The sequence below is a fragment of the Streptomyces fulvorobeus genome, from assembly GCF_013167895.1.
In the GTDB taxonomy this organism is placed as follows: Bacteria; Actinomycetota; Actinomycetes; order Streptomycetales; family Streptomycetaceae; genus Streptomyces; species Streptomyces fulvorobeus.
In genome coordinates this window covers 1-20,697 of sequence record NZ_BLWC01000001.1, presented here as the reverse complement: position 1 = coordinate 20,697, position 20,697 = coordinate 1, and the positions used below count along the sequence as shown (strand labels likewise).

Sequence of the window (20,697 nt, the reverse complement as noted above, 5' to 3'; positions counted from 1 at the left end):
CGCGCGCTTCTTGCTTCGGCGATCCGGCCAGCGGGCAAGCAGACCCTGGCCACCGCCCAGACGGCAGGCGGCGGACGCAACCAGCGGAACGGCGTCCCGCCACCCTGACGCCGGCTCCCGCGTCACACCGGTCTCGCCCGCGACTACTTTCGTCGACGCTGGAAGCCCGCCCTCACCCACCGCTGCACACGCCAGGACCAAGCGGGCGCGAAAAGCCATGTCTTCCCGGACTGGTCATCTCCCAAGCCGCAGAGGCATTGCTGACTCAGAACACGGGAAGTCACCGCCGACACACTCGTGCTGCTCGTGGCCTTCCCTTCTGCGGAGGGCCACGAACAGCATCGCTCGGTCCCGCGGTGCTCGTCAGTGTCACGGCGTGGGCAGGGAAGGAAGGTTTACCTTGCCACGTGGGCCAAGCGGGAACGTGGCCAGTTCGACGACTGCCGTCGGTACCTGGTGGCGCGGCAGGCCCGCGAGGCAGAACCGGCGCAGCGCCGTCGTATCGACGGGAACATCGCGGCGGCCCACCACGTACGCGATCAGAGATTGCTCACCGCGGGGCCCCTCCCGGCCCACCACTAGCACCTGCCCGACATCCCGATGCGCGTACAGTCGGGCCTCGGTCCGGTCTGGGCCGGCCCACAGGCCGCGGCTGGCGACCCGGTCGGCGCGCCGCCCGAGGAACTCGATCGCACCGTCGGCGCGCACCCGAACCAGATCCCCGGTACGGAACATCCGCCCGCCCGGCACGAAGGGGTCGGCGACGAAATGCAGCGCGGTCATGCCAGGCCGGCCGTCATATCCGCGGGCTAGGCTGCGGCCTGCGACCATCAGCTCGCCCGGCACGCCGACCGGTACTTGGGCGAGCCGGTCGTCGAGCACGTAGAGTTTGGTTCCTGCGGCCGGCCGGCCGATGAGCCGCCCAGTATCGGCATGATCCAACTCCACCGCCGAGCAGGCGAATCCGGTCGCCTCCGTCGGCCCATACACATTGTCCACCCGCACGCCGCGATCGAGCAGTGCCCCTACGAGCACTGGGCTGAGCGGCTCGCCGCCGGTGACAAGTCGGCGCAGGCCGTCAAGTGCTTCCGGCCGAGACTCCAGGAGCGCGTGGAGGTGCCCTGTTGAGAGCCACGCCGAAGCCCCTTCGGAGCGCGCAACTGTTTCGCTCAGCCCCGCCACGGTGGGCGGGGCCAGTACCAGCCGGGAGCCGTTGCCGAGAGCGCCCCACACCCCGAGGACCGAGGAGACGGATTCCATGGGAGTAGCGACTGCCACCACTTGACTGGGTTCGCGCAATCCCGCAGGAGCCATCCGTGTGACGCCCTCATGGGTGAGCTGTACGGCCAGGGGCGGCCCCGTCACGCCAGACGTAAACACGACGTATGCGGCATTGCTCCGTCGGACGGTACCCGGTTGTGTCATGGGCGCGGTGCCCAACTCCTCCCAGAACAGAACGGGAGTGCCCGCCCGCGCGTCGAGTTCCTCGCCGAGACCGCGCCGCGTCAGCACGACGTCGGGCCGGGCGGCGGCCAGCACCCGTGCGACCCGATCGGCCGGTTCGTCGGGCTCGAGCGGTACGACGATCCCGCCGGCCCTCAGCACCCCCAGTGCGGCCGCGACCGCATCGGCGCTCCGCGGTAGGCACACCGCGACACGGGCCTCCGGCCCGGGCACGGCGGCCGCCACGTGTGCGGCGATCCGAGCCGACTCGGTGTCGAGCTCGGCGTAAGTCAGCCGTCGGGCTCCGTCGTCCACCGCGACCGCCGCAGGGCGCAGCCGTACCTGCCGCGCCACGAGCGCGGGGAGGGTCGCTTCGCCCGGGCCGGTCTGCTCAGGGCTGTCCAGCATGTCCGCCAGCCAGTTGCGTTCCGCGCCGGTCAGCATCGGCAACCGGGCCACCGGCAGGTCAGGTAGCTCGATCGCGTGCTCCAGCATGCTAAGGTAGTGGCGGGTCAACCGGTCCATGGTCGCCGGGTCGAAGAGGGCCACAGGGTACTCGACCATTCCGGCCAGGCTCCCATCGGGGCGCTCCTCCAGGTCGAGGAGCAGGTCGAACTTGCTGGTGCGGGTGTCCGCAGGCAGGCGTTGGACGTCGAGTCCGGGCAGTGGCCAGGAGGATGTCCTAGCCGTCCGCAGCGTGAAGTTCAGCTGGACGAGCGGGTTGCGTGAGGCCTCGCGTACAGGCTTCACCTCGTCGACGACGCGGTCGAACGGCAGCTCCTGGTGGTGCAGGGCGGTCAGGACCGTCTCGCGAGTGCGGGCGAGCACGGTGGCGAAGTCGGGGTCGCCCGACAGGTCGGCGCGCAGTACCACGGTATTGACGAAAAAGCCGATCAGCGACTCGGTATCGGGATGGTCGCGCCCGGCCACCGGTGTGCCGATGCCGAAGTCGTTCATGCCGGTCCGGCGTTGGACGAGCACGGTGAACGCGGCGAGTAGAACCATGAAACTGGTGGCTCCGCGCGCGCGCCCGAACGCAGCGACGCGCGCCACGAGTTCAGGCGGCACTGCGAACCCCCGGCGGTCGCCGAGGACGTCGCGCCGTGTCGGCCGGTCGTGGTCGGCGGGTAGTTCCACGACGGTGGGCATACCGGCCAGCCGCTCGCGCCAGTACGCGGCCGTGGAGCCGAGTCGGCTACTCCGCGCACGCTGCCAAGAAGCCACATCACGGAAGGTGACTGGCAGCTCCGGCAGGGCGTCTTGTTGAGGACCGGGCAAACCGACGGCGTCGGCGTAGTGGTGGGCGAGTTCGGAGGCGAGTAATGACACGGACCAGTCATCGGCCACGATGTGGTGTACGCACAGCGTGAGCACGTGGTCGTCCCGTGCGATGCGACCCAACGCGACGCGCAGCAAAGGCCCAATCTCCAGGTCGATGCTACGTTCCGCCTGCTCGGTGACGAACCTGTCGATGGCATCTATGTCGGTGACCGGAACCGCCACTGGTTCGACCGGGTCGACCACCTGGACCGGCTCGCCGTCGGTCTCCACGATCCGGCTCCGAAGCGGTTCGTGGCGCCGCGTGAGCTCGGTGAGCGCCGCCGTCAGCGCTGCGATGTCCAGCGGCCCGCCGATCCGCAGGGCGATCGGGATCACGTACTCTGCGGTGCCCGGGTTGAGCCGGTCCGCGATCCACAGTCGTGTCTGGATCGGGGACAGCGGTGCCGGGCCGTCCTTCGGCCGTCGCTCGATGTCGTTGGTGGGTCTGGTCGCGGCGTGCCCGGCTTGCCGTGCTCGCTCCAGTCCGGCCGCGAGCTGCGCTGCGGTAGGCGCGTCGAAGACGGTACGCGCCGGCAGCAGGACGCCCTCAAGCCGCAGTAGTCGGCCGACCACCTTCGCGGCGGCCAGCGAGTGGCCGCCCAAGGCGAAGAAGTTCTCCTCGGGCCTTACCTCGGGCAAGGCGAGCACCTCGGCGAACAACTTGCAGAGCAGCTGCTCGTCCGCCGTTGCTGCGGTCCGGCCAGCCGGCTCGAGACGTGTCGGCGACGGCAGCGCAGCACGGTTCAGCTTGCCGGTCGCGGTGCGCGGCAGCGCAGGAAGAACGAGGAACCGGCTGGGAACAAGGTGCGAGGGCAGCCGCCCGGCCGTGTGCGCGCGCAGCTCCTCCTCGTCCGCGCCGCCGACGACGTAGGCGACAAGCTGCGTCTTGGTGCCCTCGCCGAACGGGACGACGGCGGCCCGCGTGACCCGTGGGTGAGAGGTCAGCACGGCCTCGATCTCGGCCGGCTCCACCCGGAATCCCCGAATTTTCACCTGCTGGTCGGAGCGGCCCAGAAACTCCAGGGCGCCGTCCGCCCGCTCGCGCACCAGATCCCCGGTTCGGTACATCCGCTGCCCGGGCAGGCCGAACGGGTCGGCCACGAAGCGCTCGGCGGTCGGCGCCAGGACGCCAACATAGCCGTAGGCCAACCCGTCACCGGCCATATACAGCTCGCCGGTGACGCCTGGCGGCACGGCGCACAGCCTGTCGTCGAGAACATACGTGGTCTTGTTCGCGATGGCCCGCCCGACCGGGATCGACGCGGTCGCGACGTCGCTCGGCTCGATGGTGTGGCAACAGGTGAAGATGGTGTTCTCAGCGGGGGAGTACCCGTTGATCACGCGCAGCCCGGGAAACTCTCGCAGCAGCCGGTCGACGTGGGTCAGCGAGGCAGGCTCCCCGCCGGTGAGCACCTGCCGCAGGCGGGTGAACATCAACGGGTGCTCGTCCAGCAGAAAGTTCATGAGACTGGCCGAAACGTATACCGTCGTGATGCCATGGTCCATGACCAGCTCGGCGATCTCCTCCGGCTCAGGGGCGCCGCCGGACTGCAGGACGCAGACGCCGCCGGTGATCAACGGGCCGAACAGCTCGAGGGCGAAGGCGTCCCACGAGACTGGCGAACATTGCAGCCACACCTCCTCCGGGCCGAACGCGGCGTAGGTCTGCCCGATGAGTGTGGCCGTCAGCGAGGCGTGCGAGGTCAGAATGCCCTTGGGCGCGCCGGTTGAGCCGGAGGTGAACATTACGCACGCCGGGTCGGCGCCGCGGGTCCGCACCCGCAGCCCGGCGCCGTCATAGGCAGCGACCTCCGCGAACGACACGGCGCGGGGCAGCGCCCGGCACTCGGTGAGCACCGCTGCGGCATCGGCCGAGGCGATCACCCGAGTGAGCCGCCGGTCGGGGAACGCCGGATCGAGCATCGTGTAGGCGCACCCGGACTTGAGCACGCCCAGCACCGCCACCACAAGGTCGATCCCGCGGTGCAGACAGATTCCCACGGTGCGGCCGGGTGGCACGCCGTGAGCGGCGAGACCACGTGCCAACCGGTCAGCGCGCGAGTTCAGTTCCGCGTAGCTGATCCACTCGCCGTCGTGGACGAGCGCGGGCGCGTCGGGACGCGTTGCCGCCTGCTGCTCGAACAGCTCGTGCAGGCAGCCGATGTCCCGGCTCACCGTACGGTGCCCGGCACGCGCACCGGGTGCAACCAGCCGTCCGGGCCGGGAGACCGGCCGTGCTGGACGTTGACGAGCCGGTCCCGGAGGGCCATCGTCGTCGGACCGGCCTGACCGTCACCCACCGTCCACGCGCTCTTTTCGTCCCGCAGCCTTCCGATCGGAGTGACCACGGCCGCCGTACCGCAGGCGAACATCTCGGTTACTACGCCGGACTCGCAGTCGGCCCGAAGCCGGTCTATCGAGATCCGTTCCTGCCGCGTCTTGTACCCCATTAGTGTGGCGAGGGCCAGCAGTGAGTCGCGGGTGACACCGGGCAGCAGCGTGCCAGTCAGCTCGGGGGTAACCAGTTCCGCATCGGGGCCCTCGCCGCGGACGAGGAAGAGATTCATTCCGCCCATTTCCTCCACCCAACGCCGCTCCTCCGAGTCGAGCCACATCACCTGCTGGCAGCCCGCCGCAGCGGCCTCCTGCTGAGCCATGAAGGATGGTCCGTAATTGGCGGCGCACTTGACGTCGCCGGTGCCCCCTGGCATCGCGCGGCTATGCGTGCGGCTCACCCACACCGACAGTGGAGCAGGCAGGTTGCCGAAGAATCCGCCAGCGAGGAACGCCACGGTTAGGAAGCGATACTCCCGCGACGGTCGCAGCATCAGATTTGACTCCGACCCGTACATGATGGGCCGGATGTATAGGCTCAGTTCGTCGTTGCCTGCGGGCAGCCAGGACTCGTCCGCCGCGACCAGCCGCTCGATTGCTTCGATGAACATCTCTGTCGGAAGCTCCGGCATCGCCAGTCGGCGCGCCGACCTCTGAAATCGGAGGGCGTTCTCCCACGGACGGAACACGGCGATCGAGTCGTCCTCCTGACGGTGCGCTTTCAGGCCCTCGAAGATGACCTGTGCGTAATGCACACCAAGCATGCCCGGGTGCATCGGGATCGGCGCGAGCGGGACCAGTTCGGACGGCTGCCAGCCGTCCGACCCGTCCCAGACGGAGCTGACCATGTGGTTAGTGAACACATCTCCATGGCCGACTCTGGTCAGAGCCGCCGGGCTTGTCTGCGACACGGTGATCTCCTCGGGTTGCTGGCTCACGGCATGTGCCGGGTGAATGCCGCAGCGCGATACGGGGGGCAGAACTGTTCGACGGCCCCGGCCAGGGGAGCAGTGCGGCTAGTTTCGGCGGCCCGAAGACGGATACGCCAAGCGGCAGCCCTCCGTACTCGGCCGCCGGGATTGACACGTTCGGATATCCGGCCAGCGCCGCGAGCACGGAGCTGGTCGCGGGGCGCGGGTCAGGCCGACCGGGTTCCAGCCGCCAGGCGGGCGGGTTCGTGGGGGCGAGTACGGCGTCCACGCGGCGCAGCGCGTCGTCGAGCAGTCGACGCGCACGGGCCCGGGCCTGTCGGCCCGCCTCGACGCGCAGCGCGCGGTTCTCGGCCGACAGCGAAGCCGACGCTTCGAAGACGCCCTGGTCGAACAGGCGCAGCTCCTCAGGGTCGGCTCGGTTTGCGGCGATCAACCCGTCCAAGCTGTCGGGCACCCCGGGGCGGGTACGGAGGTAGTTCGCCACCGCCTCGGGGAACTCGGCCTGCATGGCGATTACCTCGGCGAGCATGAGGCCGGAGTGCTCCGGGAAGTGCACCTCGACCAGCTCGGCTCCTGCCGCCCGCAGCGCGGAGGAAACCGCCCGCAGCGCGAGCCGTGGTATACCCGGCGTGTGCCACAGCCCGAAGCGCCGCCCGGCGAGCCGCGCCGGGGCCGCCGACAGGTCGGTACGGTTGGTCAGTTCGGCCAGGCAGAGCACGGCATCGCTCAGCCTCGTAGCGAACACCCCCACGGAGTCCTGTGCGGGAGCGATCGGCACGACGCCGCCCGAGGGCAGTAGGCCCGGCTCTGGCTTCACACCGACGACGCCGTTCGCCCCGGCCGGGCAGACGATCGACCCGTCGGTTTCGGTGCCGAGGGCCAGCGGCGCCATCCCGGCCGCCACCGCGACGGCCGAACCTGCGGACGAACCCCATGGGCTGCGCTGCGGCGCGTGCGCGTTGCGGGTCTGCCCGCCGACGGCGGACCACCCCTCCGGCGCGTCATAGGAGCGGAAGTTGCCCCACTCGCTGAGGTTCGTCTTGCCCAGGACGACCGCGCCGACGACGCGCAGCCTTGCGACCACCGGTGCGTCCTGGGCGGGCGCGGCACCGATAAGGAGCCGGGAGCCGGCCGTACAGTCGAGGCCGGCTACGTCGATGTTGTCCTTGACCAGTACCGGTATCCCGGCCAGCGGCGCGCGGTCGCGCCGCCGTTCCGCCCGAGCGGCTTGCTCCAAGGCGGTTGGGTCCAGAGCCAGGACAGCGTTGACCAGCGGGTCGTACCGTTCTATCTGGCTCAGGCACCTCCGAGTCAGCTCCAGCCCGCGGCGTGCGTGTCCGGTCATCGCGAGGTCAGTGACGCTCATGGGAGGCGCTCAGCTTCCCCGGCGGCCCCGATCGGTGCCGCCGGAGACCAGAGGTTGTGAGGCAGCCAGACATCCTCGGACTTGAGGTCGCGGGGCGCATAGCGGCCCAACGCACTGATCAGTAGCCGCATCTCCAGCGCCAGGCACTGCACGAACCGCTTGAGACCGTCGGCGCGGTCCTCGTCTGCGGCAAGCAGTGCTGCCCGGCCGAGGCCCACCGCCCTGCAACCAAGCGCCAGCGCCTTGACGCACCGTGCCCCCTCCCACATCCTGCCGGACGCGAGTAGAGCGCCCCCGCCCCGGCCGATCCGAAGCAGGCACTCGCCGAGCGGCAGTCCGACATGGTTCAGGAACGCGTTCGGCGCCCAGCCAGTGCCGCCCTCCGCCCCGTCCACAGTGACCGCGTCGGCCCCGGCCTGCCAGGCCAGTGCTACCGCGGCGGCGACGTCCCGGGCCGGGGGAAGCTTCACCCACACCTGGGCGCGCGGGAAGTTGTTGCGCATCAGTCGAATCTGCTGGCGCAGGATCTCCTCGGTATAAGTGCCTGGGCTGCTGCTGCGCAGAAACCCGCCCGTGCCGTGTACTGGTTCGAGCGGGTAATGCTGGTGGAGCCGGGCCGCGGTACTGGGGTCCACCAGCGTCATCCCCCCCAGGCCCGGCTTCGCGCCCTGGCCGACTTTAAGTTCGAACGCCAGCCGCCCCGACTCCAGCAGGTGCAGGGCCGACGGATCGCTGTAGACCAGGTTCCACACTTCGGCGTCGGCGTCTTCGGTGCTCTGCTGTACGGCGACGCCGCCGAGCCCTTCCGGCAGCATCTCGCTGTACACCCGCAGCCGCCGCAGCATGGAGCGCTCGGGCGCGCCGTCGGTGCGTCCGTAGCCGCCGTGCGCCACGACGTTCTCGCCGAGAACCATCGGCAGACCGAGCTGACCAGCCTGCCGACTCGCCGCCTCGCCGACCTCCGCGCTCGCCGCCCTGGTCGACCCCAACGCGGACAGGTACACCGGGAGCGGCGAACGCAGGCCGCCGATGTCGGTGGCCAGTTCCACGTCGCTGTAGAGCGGTTCCCGGCCCAGGTCGACCAGCTTCTCCAGGCGCTGCGGCATGAACACCGGCGGCACCAGCCGGGCCAGGCCTAACGGGTCCGCGGAGGCCCGCTGCGCCGCCCCACCGCCGAATAGCGCCGCACCGTAGTCGGTGCCCTGCGGAAAGGCTGCCGCGGCGCCTTCGCGCGCGCGGAGCCGAATCTCGGTCTCCGGGAATCCGTCCGCCCGCAGCGTGCTCACGCTGAGACCACGCCGGGCAGCTTAGGGAACATGCTGGTCTGCCAGACGGCGTCGAGACCGGCAACGTAGCGGGTCAGCCGCTGCACTCCGATTCCGAAGCCGGAGCTGGAAGGGATGCCGCCCCGGACCAGTTCCAGGTACCAGCCGTACTTTGCCGGGTTTTCCCCGGTTTCGCGCATGCGGGCGACCATCCGGCGATAATCGAATTCTCGCTCACTGCCACTGCCCAGCTCGCCGTATCCCTCCGGCGCAATCAAGTCGAAGTTGCTCAGCGTGCCCGGCTCAATGGCGCTCTCCCGGTCGTAGAAGCCGCGTGAGCCCTTCGGATAGTCGGTCACGAAGAAGGGGCGCTTCTCACCTTCGGACAGGAGGCGCTCACCCGCCCAGTCGATCTCGGTCTCCGGGTCCTGCGCGTGCCCGAGTTCGTGCAGCCGTCGGACCGTCTCGCGGTGCGTGATCCTGACGAAGGGGTCGTCGAGCCAGACGGCGAGGGCGTCACGGCTCCGGCCGAGCTCGTCGAGATGATCTGCCGCCTTGTCCAGCGCCCGGTGCACGGCGTGCGTCACGACGCCTTGCGCCACTTCCATCGCATCCTCGCGGCTCGCGCCTGCGATTTCCACGTCAAGCTGGTGGAACTCGGTGAGGTGCCGGCTGGTGTTCGCGGTCTCCAGCGGCTCGAGCCTTACGTTCGGAGCAATGCAGAAGATCTTCCCGAAGGACAGCAGTGACGCCTGCTTGTAGAGGATTGCGCTGGTCATCAGCTTGTAACGGTGGCCGTAGTAGTCAATGTCGACCTGTTTCGACCCGCGCGCGCCAGGGTCGGTGACCGGTCCCATGATCGGCGTGAGGAGTTCGGTGAAGCCCTCGCCGGTCAGGTACTCCCGGGCCGCCTGCAGGATCGCCTGCTGGACGGCTATGGCGCTGCGTGTCCTTGGCGAGGACAGGTGCGTCCGCAGGTCCGGCAGCGCCGCAGCCAAGCTCGCGCCCGAGGCGAAATGAATGGTGGTCACGGATCACTCCCAAGGGTCAACGGGGCAAGGGGTCGAGTCGACGCCGGTGGAACTCCAGGTCGGCCAGCAGCGCTTCGAGGCTGGTCGGGCCGCGATGGCGGGCTGCGGCCTGCAACGGCATGCGGCCGGTTTCGCACCATTCCAGCCGGCCATCCGGTCCGAGCGCGCACCTGGCTTCGTTGCGGTTGTCCGGGTGCAAGCAGTACGGCACGTCGAGCACCCCCCGCTCGAACGCGATCGGCAGTGCCTTTGCGACGCTCGGCGCGAGTGCGAGGACGGCGTCAATAAGGGTCCTGCTCTGCTGGTACACCTCTGTGCCGCGGCCATCGGCCGGTTCCGGCGTGAGCTGTTCGGCTTCCGCGGTGCGGTGAGCGAGCAGCAATGCCTCGACGTTCTCCTCGATCGTCGGAATCCGGTGGGCCTCCGCGACAGTCTTGACGATCAGCCGCTCCGTCCCGGTGCGCACCGCGAGCCGGGCGCTCTGCCGGAGCAACTCTCGCGCGCCACCTGGGCTCTGCGGATAGAGGCCCATGAACGTGTACAGCACGACGTGCCAGTTCACGCCCGGAAGGTACTCGGCACACAGCAGGCGCAGCGCGCCCAGCGCCTCTGCGTCCTGCTCAGGACAGTACTGCTGGGCGTAGCTCGCAGACATGCTGGTGATGCCGTGCTCGGCGAAGAACAGGCACTCGAGTACCGAGATCGCAATGAGCAGCGAGGGCGGGCACAACTGGCCGAGCATGCACCCGCCGAAGGTCTCCAGATGGCAGCGCACGCCCTGGTCGGCCTGCCGGGCCAGTAGCCGCGTCGCCTGCGACCAGGCCCGGATCGACTCTCGCAGAGGCACGCGGCTGTACGGCAGGCAGTATGACACCGGCCCGCCCTCGGTGGCCTCCACGCCCGCCGCGAGCATCGTGCGGAAGATCTGCTCGGGGCGGGGCGAACCGTGCCGGACCTGGACGGGGAAGTCGGGGCCGCCGATCCCGGCGAGCATCCGGGAGGTGCGCTCCTCGCCCATAGCCACCAGGGCGTAGCCGTTGAGCTCCACGTCCGCCTCGCGAGCCATTGCGGCGCGGTCGTGCTCGCCCTGCCGCGTGAAACTGTCCAGAGTCACCGTGCCCACTGCGGGCACGCCGGCCGCACGTACGGCCAGCAGCCCGCGGCGCATCACGGCCGGGTCGCTGAATCCCATCCGAGGCTGCACGATCAGGGTGTTTGTGTGTTGCCGAGCAGCCACGAACGCACTGAACGGCGCGTGCTCAACGGTCATCGGGCCCGCTCAAGCGTGGCCGCCACGAACGCGCGAAACCCGGCAAGCGCCTTCTCTGCGGACTCGGCGACGGGGAAGACCCCGTCGTAGCCGAGCTGGCGCAGCTCGGATGTGGGGTCGGTGTCGCTTGTGCCCCTAAGCCCGAGCTTGCCGCCGATCACGACGGGTAGCGTGGCCAGGTCCGGCTCGGCGCGCAGGGCCGTGATCAGCCCGGCGCCGTCGATGCAGCCAAGCCCGTTGACCGTACTGACCACAACGCAGTGCGGCCGCTCAGCCCGGCTGGTCTCGATCACCAGCGGTACGCTCGTGCAGGCACCGAGGTTGACCACTCTGTGCCCCATCTCCTCGATCAGAAGCTGGAGCGCGACCAGGTTCCACATGTGAGAGTCCGAGGGCACACTGCACAGTACGAAGGTCAGCGACCCGGCACGGCTCCGCTCGCCGCGTGAAGGCTGGGCGGCCTTCACGACCGACCCGCTCATCGCCGCTTCGCCAGCAGCACGCCGAACTGCAGGTCGGTAGAGTCGGCGCGCGGGTCAGGAGCGGCCACCGCCTCGACTGTCAGACCCAGGCGATCGAACATAGCGTCCCACCACTCGCGGGTCTCCAGCCGTTGCTGCGTGATCGAGTGGATCAGGAAGTAGGGGTTGTAGAAGTTCAGTGCCAGGCCGTGGCTGCCCATCACCGGGGAGAGCGGCTGGTGATCCATCTCGACGATCAGCCAGCGTGCCTTCGGGTGCCGATCGAACACCGTGGCCAAAAGGTTCTCGACGGCCTCCGGACTCTCCTGCTGCATGACCTCCTGGAGCACGAACGCGGTCATGAAGCAGATCCCGTCGCCGCCGTCGGCCAGGTCGAACCCCGCCGCGTCCAGGGCGCCGCCCTTAACCAACTCCATACGGTCTTCGAGGCCCAGCACCGCGCGGCGGCGCTCGCCGAGGACGATCGACTCCCCGTGCGGCTCGACACCGACGCCGGCCAGTTTCGGCCGGGCCACCAGCACGTCCATCAGGAAGCTGCCGTCGCCGCAGCCCAGGTCAACGATCTTGCTAAGACTGTCCCCGGCCGAGTCGAGCAGTGTCTGCACCAGCGGCAGCGCGTCGTACGCGCCGATGCCGCAACTGCCCTCACCGACCTTTGTGGTGTTGCGCGATGCGTAGCGCGTGCCGTCCTTCAGGACCTCGCCGAGCTGGTCCATGGACGGCGCGTAACCGCCGACCAGCATTTTGTACCAGGGCGCGAATGTGCGGACCTCTCGCCCCTTCGCGCTGAGCGACCAGCCGCCGTCTTCCAGAGTCGTGTACCCCTCGTTGCGCAGGTAACGCAGCAGGGCTTGGGTGCGGTACGGAGCGAGGCCCAGTTGCTTGGCCAGTCTCCCGGCGTCGGCGCCGGGCTCTTCCTCCAGCGCGCCGAACACACCTACGTGCATGGCGTGGTGCAGCGCCTGGGCCAGGAAGAACTGGCGGACCGGCTGAGTGTGGTCGATCAGACGGCGCTCGAAGTCATCGGTAAGCATGGGGTGTCAGCCTTTCTCTGTGGTCGTCACTCTGCCGAGAGCGTTGGTTAGGCGTATGTGGTCGTCCCAGGAACCGACGCTGATCCGGAGCCAGCCGGGCAGGCCGAGCACGGCACAGTCCTTGACCCGGACATTGCCTTGGTCGAGCCGCTGGGTGATGTCACGGGCTGTATCGGTGGGCCGGGCGAGCACGAAGTTCGTTTCGCACTCGACGACTTCGGCGAACAGTCCGCTGCTGCGAAGCAGCGCACACAGCGCCGGACGGGCCTGGAGCACATGGGAGGTGAGCTGGGTCATGAAGTCGGGTTCTTCGAGCAGGCCGACGACGGCGTTGAGGCTGACGGCGTCGATCGGCATGAAGCGGCGCAGCGGTTCCAGCCGGGCGATTGTCGCTGCCTCGCCGATCAGGCAGCCGACCCGGATGCCCGCGAGGCCAGCGGCCTTGGAGAAGCTGCGGTACACGAGCCTGCCAGGGCGCTGTGGGCGCGTTAGCAAGCTGGGCCGGGAGGAGAAGTCAAGATATGTCTCGTCGATCAGGAGGTGCCCGGAGGCGACTGCGTCGATCCACTCATCCGGCAGGAGGAGGCCGATCGGGTTGCCCGGCTGTGCCAGGTAAACGATGTCACCGTCGCCCAGTCCCGAGGGAGGCGCTGGTGGCTGCCATCGGTTGTCGAGCTGGATCCCGTAGAACGGCTTGCCGTTGGCCGCGGCGCGGTCGGCATACCCATCGAAGCCCGGCCTCAGGGCCCAGGCGCGCCGCGCCAGCGACAGTGTCAGGTCGACGGCCTCGTCCACCCCGGCGGTGAGCAGCACCTGATCTGGGGCGACACCGACGTGGGCGGCGGTGAGCGCTGTCACCTCCTCCATGAGCCCGCGGGGGTAGCGGTGCAGCCGCCCTGCTGCCTCTATAACGCGTTTGACAGCCATCGGCGGCGGGCCGATGGGGCTTTCGTTCCAGTCGAGGAGTGCTTCATAGTCGCCCGACTCGTGCGCTGCCACCACGTTCGCCTCCTGTGCTCGCTGGCGCGCCGAGGACGAGATTGCCCAGAGCGCGCGTGATGATGGGGATGTTGGGCCGATCGATGATGAAGAAGTGGTCGCCGGGCAGGACGAGAACCTCGCACCGGCCGCTCGTACGCCCTGCCCATTCGTCGAGCCCGCCCGGGTCGACGTACGAGTCGTCGGCGCCGCCGAGGACCAAGAGGTCCTGGTTCAGCGGACCGGTCTCGATGACCTGGGATGCCTGTTCGCCCAGCTCCGAGTCGCTGCGGAACAGTTCGAGCAGTCTGTTCCTCCAGAACGCGTCGGCCAAGAGCTCCGGGGCGGTGTTTCCGGCGGATTCGAGGAAGTCGACGATGTCCGCGTCGTCCAAGTGCGGAGAGGTCGTCGGTACGCCTGGAGGGTTGCGCCCGCTGACGGCGGCACCTCCGACGAGGTCCCGATGCGCCATCGCGAAGACGAGCGCCATGCCGGCGCCCATGCAGTGGCCGAACACAGAGGTCGGAAGCAGCTCGCCGGCCGTCAGCTCCGTGCCTACCGCGTCCACGATCTCGTCGAGCCCGTTCGCCAGTGGGTCGCTGAAGCGGCGTTCCCGGCCAGGTAGCGCAACGCCGAGCAGTTCGACCTCATCGGCCAGCCCGGTCAGCACCGGGCGCAGGGCGGTTGCTCCTGCGGCTGCGTACGGGAACACGATGAGCCGGGCCCGCGGGCGAGCGGCGGCCTTGCGCAGGGGGTACAGCCAGATGGACCGACCGCCGGTCTGTGGCTCACGCCGGTGCATGGGCGCTTGCCTCCTCGGCGGATCCGTCTTCGGGCTCCTTGCTCAGCACGGGGATGAGGTCGTTGATCGAGGGATAGGTGTAGAGGTCGCTGATCGTGATGTTCCAGCTGGGCAGCTCGCGGCTGAGGATCGCGTGGACACGGATGAGCTGCAGCGAGTCTCCGCCGACGTCGAAGAACCAGTCGTCGAGCCCGAAGTCGTGGTGGCCGAGTACCTGCTCCCAGGCGTCCGTGATCACCACCACCAGACGGTCCGCGTCCGATGGCTGCTTCTGGGCGCGGTTGACACCGCTGTCCCGGGCGTCCATGCATGACCTCCTTCGTCGATTCACGTTCGGCCCGCAGGCTCGCCACCAGATCGGCGCTTGACCGATTAGATGCCTTGCCCGGAAACAATTGCCAGGCAACGCAACGGCAATACCGGCGTCGATCGCGGGGGCAGATGCCGGGCAGGGCGTTACGGAGAGGCCCGGGCGGACAGGTGTGAAAATACTGTTGCGCAATTTTTGTTTCACGATTAGGTTGCACACATGCCGCCACAACGAAAAGCCGAGCGGATCACCGACCTCTCCCAACTGAAGGCGTTCACAAACCCGTTGCGAATGCGGCTCTACCGGCTGTTGCACGCCATCGGCACCGCCACCGCCTCCCAACTCGCCGAGCACGTCGGCGAGATGCCCTCGCTGGTCAGTTACCACGTACGCAAGTTGGCCGAGCACGGTTTCGTTACCGAGGCAAGCGCTCAGAGCACCGACGGCCGCGAGCGGTGGTGGCGGGTGGCAACCGAAGACGGCTGGGGCTTCCGCGACTCCGACTTCGCAGACACGCCCGAAGGGGCCGCCACCGTCGGTGCCGTGACCCGCAGCCTCGTCGACGCCCGCGTCGCCCAGTACCGCGCGTACCTGGATCAGACAGCCGCCTGGGGTGCTGCGTGGACCGACGCCGCGTTCAGCTCCGAATCGATGCTGGAACTCAGCCCCGACGAGCTCGCCGAGATGAGCGAGGAGTTCGACGCGCTCGTCCGGCGGTGGCGAGAGCGTGGCAAAGCGGTCAGTGGGATCAAGGACCGCGAGCACGTTTCCGTGCACCTGTATGGCTTCCCGTTCCGGCCCTGACCGGACCCGCCACCCATCGATTGGAGCCAGCCGTGGCCTCCACGGACACGCCCCCGCCTGAACAAGCCACCAAGAGCCGACCGGCCTATCGCGACGGCAACGTGCTGCGGTGGCTCACCGCGTACACCGCCTCGCTTGTCGGCGACAGCGTCTACTTCGTCGCCCTGGCCTGGTCTGCTCAGAAAGTCGCCGGGCCCACCGAGATCGGCTTGGTTATGGCGACGGGAGCGCTACCGCGCGCGTTGCTCATGCTCGGCGGCGGTGCGGTGGCCGACCGCTTCGGCCCACGTCGGGTAGTCCTCGGTAGCGACGCGGTGCGCTGTCTGCTCATCCTCGCCGTGGCCGCCGCCATTGCCCTGACCGGGCCTTCCTTATGGATTCTCATAGCTACGGCGCTGATCTTCGGCATCGTGGACGCACTGTTCATGCCCTCCGTCGGTGCCCTGCCGCCACGGATCACCAGCCCGGACCAACTGGCCCGGGTGACCGGCATGCGCTCACTGTCGATCCGGCTCAGCCAAATCGCCGGCCCGCCAATTGGTGGCCTTGCCATGGGACTGGGCGGCGCGGAGGCCGCCTTCGCCGTTGCGGGTCTGCTCTTCGCGCTGTCGATCCCGCTGCTCTTGACCCTGCGGCTGCGGCCTCTGGAGCCGCGCGACGCGGAACAGCCGCCGACGCCGGCCAGCAGTACATGGCAGGACCTCATCGACGGCCTGCGCTACATACGAGGCCAACGCCTCATCTTCCCACTGGTCCTCGTCGGCGCGATCGGTGAGCTCGGACTGACCGGGACCCTCAACGTCGGCATGGTGCTGCTCAACGACGAACGCGGCTGGGGACCTTCCGGTTATGGCTTCATCATCAGCGCCTTTGGAGCCGGAGCGGCTGCGAGTGCGGCGCTGCTGGCCATCGTCGGATGGCTTCCCCGGGCTGGCCTGACGATGTCCGCCACGCTGCTAGTGAGCTGCGTTGGGGCGGCGTCAATCGGGCTGGCCCCCGACCTGTATCTCGCTGCGGCGGTGGCCGCAGTGACTGGGCTGAGCGCGGGTGTCTTCGGCAGCCTGAGCAACACCCTTGTGCAGACCGAGGCGGATCCCGCCTATCTAGGCCGGGTCACCTCGGTCACCATGATCACCTCAGTCGGCCTCGCGCCCCTGACCTATCCGCTGGTCGGCGCGGCGATCGGCGTATGGGGGGCCGCATCGGTGTTTGTTGGATCGGGGGCGTTCGCCAGCGTGGGCGTGGTGATCGCCTTGGCCTCCAAGGCTGTACGGCGCGCCGAACTCCCTCGCACATCGAAGGATCCGGCCTAAGCGATCGATGCGCTTTCGCTCTGTCTGGAATGACGCAGAGCACCCAGCATGTTGGGGCGCGCCGACACCAGCACGGCCAGCGGCACGGCACACACCACTGGGCTCAGGGAGACCAATGGACGCGGAGGACGAACCGCGGAACACCACGTGGGGCGGCCAGGGGCGAAGGAGCCTGCGATCCGGACCTGAACTGGACCTCGTGCGCTCCTGGAACCGCCGCATCGAATGCCCCACCTGCAAGGCCGTCGCGGGACGTGCCTGCCGCACCGAAGGCGGCCACCCAACCAATCACCACCGCGCCCGCCGCGACGCTGCCGGACCACTCCCGTACGAGAAGTGGAGGCAGCAAGGTCTGATTCCTCCACCCCGGATCTACACGATGCCTAACGCTGGGAGGGGGTTTGTTGGTGTGCGGCTGGGCGGCTGGTCTGGGGTTATGTGTTCTGTGTTGAGTGGGGCTGGGTCTGTTGTAGTTGGTTCTAGCGTGTAAAGGCCCGATTGGTGTTTGTGCTGGTCAGGGCTGTTCTGCTTGGTCGGTGGGCGTGGGTTATCGGCTTCGGCGGGGGCGGTGTTGGGTTTCGGCGAGGTGGTCGAGGCGGATGGTGTCGAGGGTGGTTTTGGTGATGCGTTCGGTGCCGGCGTGGATGGCGGTGATGGCGGCTTGGCGGATGAGCCTTGTGAGGGATCCGATGCGGCCGGCGGTGCGCTGGTGGAGGTAGGGGGCGTGGCGGGGGAGGGTGCCGGCTTTGTGCTGTTGGAGGTCGAGATGGTTTTCGATGTCGGTGATGACGTCGCGGAAGGGTTCACGCTTGCCGTGGCGGGCGGGTAGGGGGCCGCAGTCGACGAGGGTGGCGCGTCCGGCGAGTTGGGCGCCTCGGGTGCCGGTGAAGAGGGGGGTGTCGGTGACGTTGATGCCGGCGTAGACGAACGTCGCGGGAAGGCGTTCGCTCAGGTCTTTCAGAAGGTCGGCGGTTTGGGCGCCGGTGGTGGTGCGGGGGTTGAGGCGGTGGATCTCGTCGATCATCACGAGCTGGATGCCGGCCTGGGTGTAGGTGTGGCAGACGGCTTCGGTGATCTGGGTCTGGGTCATGCGCGCGGTTATGGGGATGCCGAGGTAGCGGGCGAATTCGGTGATGAGAGTTTTCGCGGTCGCGCCGGGCGGGACCAGAACATACGCGACGGGTACCGCGGTGTGTGCTGATCCGGGTGGTGGTGGGTTTTTGCGGGTGTGGGCGAGGTGGCAGGTACGCCCGACGTTCAGGAGCGCGGTGGGTTTCCCTGCGGCGGCCGGTCCGGTGACGATGAGGGAGGGCCGTGCGGTGGTCTGCTGGTGGCGTCCGAGGATCATCAGGGTGCGGACCTGGGCGGCCAGGGTGTGGATGGCGGGGGTGCGGATGGTGACGAAGCTGGAGTGGTAGGCCAGGCGTTCCTCCGTGCTGCGGGGCGGGTCGCCGGGCCGGGGAGGGACGACGGGGTCGGTGGTGGCGAAGCGGTGCCAGTGTCGTTTCGTGGGGGTGTAGTTGAGGTGTAGGTGTTGTTGTGTGCTGGGGTATCCCGGTTTGGTTGAGATTGTGTGAGCGTGGTCTTGTCGGGCTGTAGGCCCACTGGCGTGGGGTTCTCTCGTTTTCGTTGAGAGTTTTCCGGTGTCCCTCGTGTGGTCCTGTCTTCTAAAGGTCCGGTGTGTGTTTCCCCTGGTCACAGCGTTGTGCCGTGTGGGCGTCGGGCGGTGCGGGGGTTATCGGTTCGGGGTGGGGCGGTGGTGGGTTTCGGCGAGGTGGTCCAGGCGGATCCCTTCGAGGCTGGTTTTGGTGATGCGTTCGGTGCCGTCGTGGATGGCGGTGATGGCTGCTTGGCGGATGAGGCGGGTCAGGCTCCCGATACGTCCCGCGGTCCGCTGGTGGAGGTAGGCGGCGTGGCGGGGGAGTGTGCCCGGCTGGTGTGCCCGTAGATCGAGTGCTGTTTCCACGCCCGTGATGAGTTCGCGGAAGGGTTCGCGTTTCCCGAGGCGTGCGGGGAATGCTCCGCATTCCACCAGGGAGGCCCGCCCGGCGAGTTGTGCTCCGCGTACCCCGGAGAACAGGGCGGTGGTGGTGACGTCGATGCCCGCGTATACGAAGGTCGCGCGGATGCGTTCGGTGAGGTCTTTGAGGAGATCGGCGGTTTCCGCGCCGGTGGTGGTGCGGGGGTTGAGCCGGTGGATCTCGTCGATGAGGATCAGGCGCACGCCGGTGTGGTTGTAGGTGTGGCAGACGGCGTCGGTGATCTGGGCTTGCGTCATCCGGCCGGTCACGGGAATGCCGAGGTAGCGGGCGAACTCGGTCGCGAGGGCTTTCGCGCTTGCCGCGGGCGGGACCAGCACATACGCCACGGGCACCGGTGCGTGCACGCTGTGGTCCGGTGGCGGGTGCTGTCGGGTGTGGGCGAGGTGGCAGGTGCGCCCGGTATGCAGGAGGGCGGTGGTCTTTCCGGCCGCTGCCGGCCCGGTGACGATCAACGAGGGCCGTGCGGTGGTCTGCTGGTGCTGTCCCAGGATCATCAGCGTGCGCACGGTCGTGGTGAGGGTGTCGATGGCCGGGGTCCGTACCGTGACGAAGGCGGAGTGGTAGGCGAGGCGTTGTTCTGTGCTTCGTTCTGGTTCTCCGGGTGTGGGTGGTTGTGGGGGAGGGGTGGTGGCGAAGTGCTGCCAGCCCTGCCAGGTCGTCACCGGCCATGCCGCGTCTGTTGGCCCGTCGCCGTCTGGGGCGCTCATGCCGTGCCCTGCTCGGGCGTCCTTTCCGTGCGCTGTGGAAGGACTGCTTCCTGTTCCCGGGCGGGGGCCGGTCACCATTTGAGAGCTTCTTCCTCGGCGTCGTAGAGCCCGTACCCGCTCACCGATGCTGCCGGGCCGTCCATAGTTTCGTCCTGCGCGAGGTCTTGTGTTTCCTGGCCTTGGTCGAGGCCGTCGAGGCTGTCCTCTCCCGCATACGTGGCTCCCGGATGCGGTGGGGGTGCCTGGTACGGGCTCTCGGAGCGGCGGGGTGGGGGAGTGCGGACGGTGGTCGTGCGGTTGAGGAGGTGCTGCTCCTGGGCGGTGGCCTGTCCTGCCCGGGCACGGCGCATCAGAGCGTCGAGGGCCTCGGCGAGAGCGGCTTCGGCCTGTTCGGCGTCCTGGCCGGCCCGCTGACCGGTGATGGTGCGCAGGTAGTGCCAGATGCGGTCGTTGAACGGCTGGTGGGTGTGGTCCCGGTGGATCCACGGGATCTCGGTGAGCTGGCCGTCGGGCAGGCGGATCCAGATTTGGCGGACGTCGTGGGGGTTGTAGTGGATCTCCCATTTCCCGCCGCGGCCTGCCACGGTGGAGGGCTGCCCGCGGTGCGGGCCGAGCAGGTCGTGGTCGTAGGTGCGGTGGTGCAGGCGGATGCCGTGCTCGGTGATGGCCTGCCACCGCACAGGCAGCAGCTCCAGGTAGTCATTGCCGGTCAGCGGTACGGGCACGTATCCGGCGACCGCGACCAGGGCCGCCCACATCTGGTTCGGGGACAGGGCGATCTTCGGCAGCATGGGATGCCGCAGGCCCTGGTGCGGGCGGTGGTGATAGTGCACGACCCACTCATCCAGCAGCTCCTGCAGCTCGGCGACGCTGTAACAGGCTTCGCGTGCCGCGTCCTTGCCGCGGCGGGTGACGTCGGAGCCGGTGTAGCCGGGCAGGTGCTGGCAGAACAGGGTGTTGATCGACCCGAAGGTCCGCTCCACGATGCCTTTGGCTGTGGGGGCGAACGGAGGTGCGGCCTGCACGCCGATCCCGAGTGCTTCGCAGGCGCCCGTGAACGCCTTCGACAGGAACACCTTCCCCCGGTCCACCACCACGGTCTCGGGCACCACGACCGGCCGTGCGGCCGCTCCGCGAAGACGTTCGTCCAAGGAAAGCAGACGCTCGGCCGGCAGGACCGTGCTGTGTGTGAAGCGCAGCACGTCAGGCCACGCCGGGCGTGCCGGATGCGGCACAGCCATCTCCGCCAGCAGCAGAGCGGCGT

The 20,697-nt window shown here is 68.7% G+C and carries 17 protein-coding genes; 3 read left to right on the top strand and 14 right to left on the bottom strand.

Features of this window, described 5'->3' with window-relative positions; translation table 11 throughout:
* Nucleotides 1–369: 369 nt before the first annotated feature.
* From Sfulv_RS00080 to Sfulv_RS00030, 11 genes are all read right to left on the bottom strand, one after another.
* Nucleotides 370–4,938 (bottom strand): non-ribosomal peptide synthetase, encoded by a 4,569-nt coding sequence (locus tag Sfulv_RS00080; RefSeq protein ID WP_173310136.1) that lies wholly within the window; start codon nt 4,936–4,938, stop codon nt 370–372.
* Nucleotides 4,935–5,960, bottom strand: a complete 1,026-nt coding sequence (locus tag Sfulv_RS00075) for a branched-chain amino acid aminotransferase (protein WP_371874713.1) — start codon at nt 5,958–5,960, stop codon at nt 4,935–4,937. Before Sfulv_RS00075 ends, Sfulv_RS00080 begins: the two co-directional genes overlap by 4 nt.
* On the bottom strand, nt 5,950–7,395 hold the full coding sequence (locus tag Sfulv_RS00070; protein WP_173310134.1) for an amidase family protein: 1,446 nt from the start codon (nt 7,393–7,395) through the stop codon (nt 5,950–5,952). Before Sfulv_RS00070 ends, Sfulv_RS00075 begins: the two co-directional genes overlap by 11 nt.
* On the bottom strand, nt 7,392–8,681 hold the full coding sequence (locus Sfulv_RS00065) for a glutamate synthase-related protein (RefSeq protein ID WP_173310132.1): 1,290 nt from the start codon (nt 8,679–8,681) through the stop codon (nt 7,392–7,394). The genes Sfulv_RS00070 and Sfulv_RS00065 overlap by 4 nt, the downstream gene beginning before the upstream one ends.
* Nucleotides 8,678–9,691, bottom strand: coding sequence for an asparagine synthetase A (locus Sfulv_RS00060; RefSeq protein WP_305961355.1), 1,014 nt, complete (start codon nt 9,689–9,691; stop codon nt 8,678–8,680). The genes Sfulv_RS00065 and Sfulv_RS00060 overlap by 4 nt, the downstream gene beginning before the upstream one ends.
* 16 nt (nt 9,692–9,707) lie before the next feature.
* Nucleotides 9,708–10,961, bottom strand: coding sequence for a methylaspartate mutase (locus Sfulv_RS00055; protein ID WP_173310130.1), 1,254 nt, complete (start codon nt 10,959–10,961; stop codon nt 9,708–9,710).
* Nucleotides 10,958–11,341, bottom strand: a complete 384-nt coding sequence (locus tag Sfulv_RS00050; RefSeq protein WP_246352931.1) for a cobalamin B12-binding domain-containing protein — start codon at nt 11,339–11,341, stop codon at nt 10,958–10,960. The genes Sfulv_RS00055 and Sfulv_RS00050 overlap by 4 nt, the downstream gene beginning before the upstream one ends.
* A 98-nt stretch (nt 11,342–11,439) precedes the next feature.
* On the bottom strand, nt 11,440–12,477 hold the full coding sequence (locus tag Sfulv_RS00045; RefSeq protein ID WP_173310127.1) for a 2-ketoarginine methyltransferase: 1,038 nt from the start codon (nt 12,475–12,477) through the stop codon (nt 11,440–11,442).
* Between the two features lie 6 nt (nt 12,478–12,483).
* Nucleotides 12,484–13,479, bottom strand: coding sequence for a pyridoxal phosphate-dependent aminotransferase (locus Sfulv_RS00040; protein ID WP_173310125.1), 996 nt, complete (start codon nt 13,477–13,479; stop codon nt 12,484–12,486).
* Nucleotides 13,448–14,257, bottom strand: a complete 810-nt coding sequence (locus Sfulv_RS00035; RefSeq protein ID WP_173310123.1) for a thioesterase II family protein — start codon at nt 14,255–14,257, stop codon at nt 13,448–13,450. The genes Sfulv_RS00040 and Sfulv_RS00035 overlap by 32 nt, the downstream gene beginning before the upstream one ends.
* Nucleotides 14,244–14,564, bottom strand: a complete 321-nt coding sequence (locus Sfulv_RS00030; RefSeq protein WP_173310121.1) for an acyl carrier protein — start codon at nt 14,562–14,564, stop codon at nt 14,244–14,246. Before Sfulv_RS00030 ends, Sfulv_RS00035 begins: the two co-directional genes overlap by 14 nt.
* Before the next feature lie 222 nt (nt 14,565–14,786).
* On the opposite strand from Sfulv_RS00030, the gene Sfulv_RS00025 reads away from it, so the two are divergent.
* Genes Sfulv_RS00025 through Sfulv_RS31675 form a run of 3 tightly spaced genes read left to right on the top strand, consistent with a single transcriptional unit; the run spans nt 14,787 to nt 17,174 of the window.
* Nucleotides 14,787–15,371, top strand: a complete 585-nt coding sequence (locus tag Sfulv_RS00025) for an ArsR/SmtB family transcription factor (protein ID WP_173310119.1) — start codon at nt 14,787–14,789, stop codon at nt 15,369–15,371.
* Nucleotides 15,372–15,403: 32 nt separating this feature from the next.
* On the top strand, nt 15,404–16,684 hold the full coding sequence (locus tag Sfulv_RS00020) for an MFS transporter (RefSeq protein WP_173310117.1): 1,281 nt from the start codon (nt 15,404–15,406) through the stop codon (nt 16,682–16,684).
* A gap of 7 nt (nt 16,685–16,691) precedes the next feature.
* Nucleotides 16,692–17,174 (top strand): zinc finger domain-containing protein, encoded by a 483-nt coding sequence (locus Sfulv_RS31675; RefSeq protein WP_443098529.1) that lies wholly within the window; start codon nt 16,692–16,694, stop codon nt 17,172–17,174.
* A 57-nt stretch (nt 17,175–17,231) separates the two neighbouring features.
* On the opposite strand, the gene Sfulv_RS00015 is transcribed toward Sfulv_RS31675, so the two are convergent.
* The 3 genes from Sfulv_RS00015 to Sfulv_RS00005 all read right to left on the bottom strand — a co-directional run.
* Entirely contained in the window at nt 17,232–18,254 is a 1,023-nt protein-coding gene (locus Sfulv_RS00015; protein WP_173317458.1) for an ATP-binding protein, read from the bottom strand.
* 165 nt (nt 18,255–18,419) lie between these two features.
* Nucleotides 18,420–19,433: a TniB family NTP-binding protein gene (locus Sfulv_RS00010; protein WP_218900255.1), complete on the bottom strand. Its 1,014-nt coding sequence runs from the start codon at nt 19,431–19,433 to the stop codon at nt 18,420–18,422.
* Nucleotides 19,434–19,504: 71 nt separating this feature from the next.
* Nucleotides 19,505–20,697: TnsB C-terminal domain-containing protein (locus tag Sfulv_RS00005; RefSeq protein WP_173310115.1), on the bottom strand; the 1,193-nt coding region annotated here is incomplete at its 5' end.

What these genes read in the sequence shown, in the direction of transcription:
- Sfulv_RS00070 (WP_173310134.1), bottom strand. Translation starts at nt 7,395, where the DNA reads ATGAGCGTCACTGACCTCGCGATGACCGGACACGCACGCCGCGGGCTG.
- Sfulv_RS00055 (WP_173310130.1), bottom strand. Translation starts at nt 10,961, where the DNA reads ATGACCGTTGAGCACGCGCCGTTCAGTGCGTTCGTGGCTGCTCGGCAA.
- Sfulv_RS00050 (WP_246352931.1), bottom strand. Translation starts at nt 11,341, where the DNA reads ATGTGGAACCTGGTCGCGCTCCAGCTTCTGATCGAGGAGATGGGGCAC.
- Sfulv_RS00045 (WP_173310127.1), bottom strand. Translation starts at nt 12,477, where the DNA reads ATGCTTACCGATGACTTCGAGCGCCGTCTGATCGACCACACTCAGCCG.
- Sfulv_RS00035 (WP_173310123.1), bottom strand. Translation starts at nt 14,257, where the DNA reads ATGCACCGGCGTGAGCCACAGACCGGCGGTCGGTCCATCTGGCTGTAC.
- Sfulv_RS00030 (WP_173310121.1), bottom strand. Translation starts at nt 14,564, where the DNA reads ATGGACGCCCGGGACAGCGGTGTCAACCGCGCCCAGAAGCAGCCATCG.
- Sfulv_RS00025 (WP_173310119.1), top strand. Translation starts at nt 14,787, where the DNA reads ATGCCGCCACAACGAAAAGCCGAGCGGATCACCGACCTCTCCCAACTG.
- Sfulv_RS31675 (WP_443098529.1), top strand. Translation starts at nt 16,692, where the DNA reads ATGCGCTTTCGCTCTGTCTGGAATGACGCAGAGCACCCAGCATGTTGG.
- Sfulv_RS00010 (WP_218900255.1), bottom strand. Translation starts at nt 19,433, where the DNA reads ATGAGCGCCCCAGACGGCGACGGGCCAACAGACGCGGCATGGCCGGTG.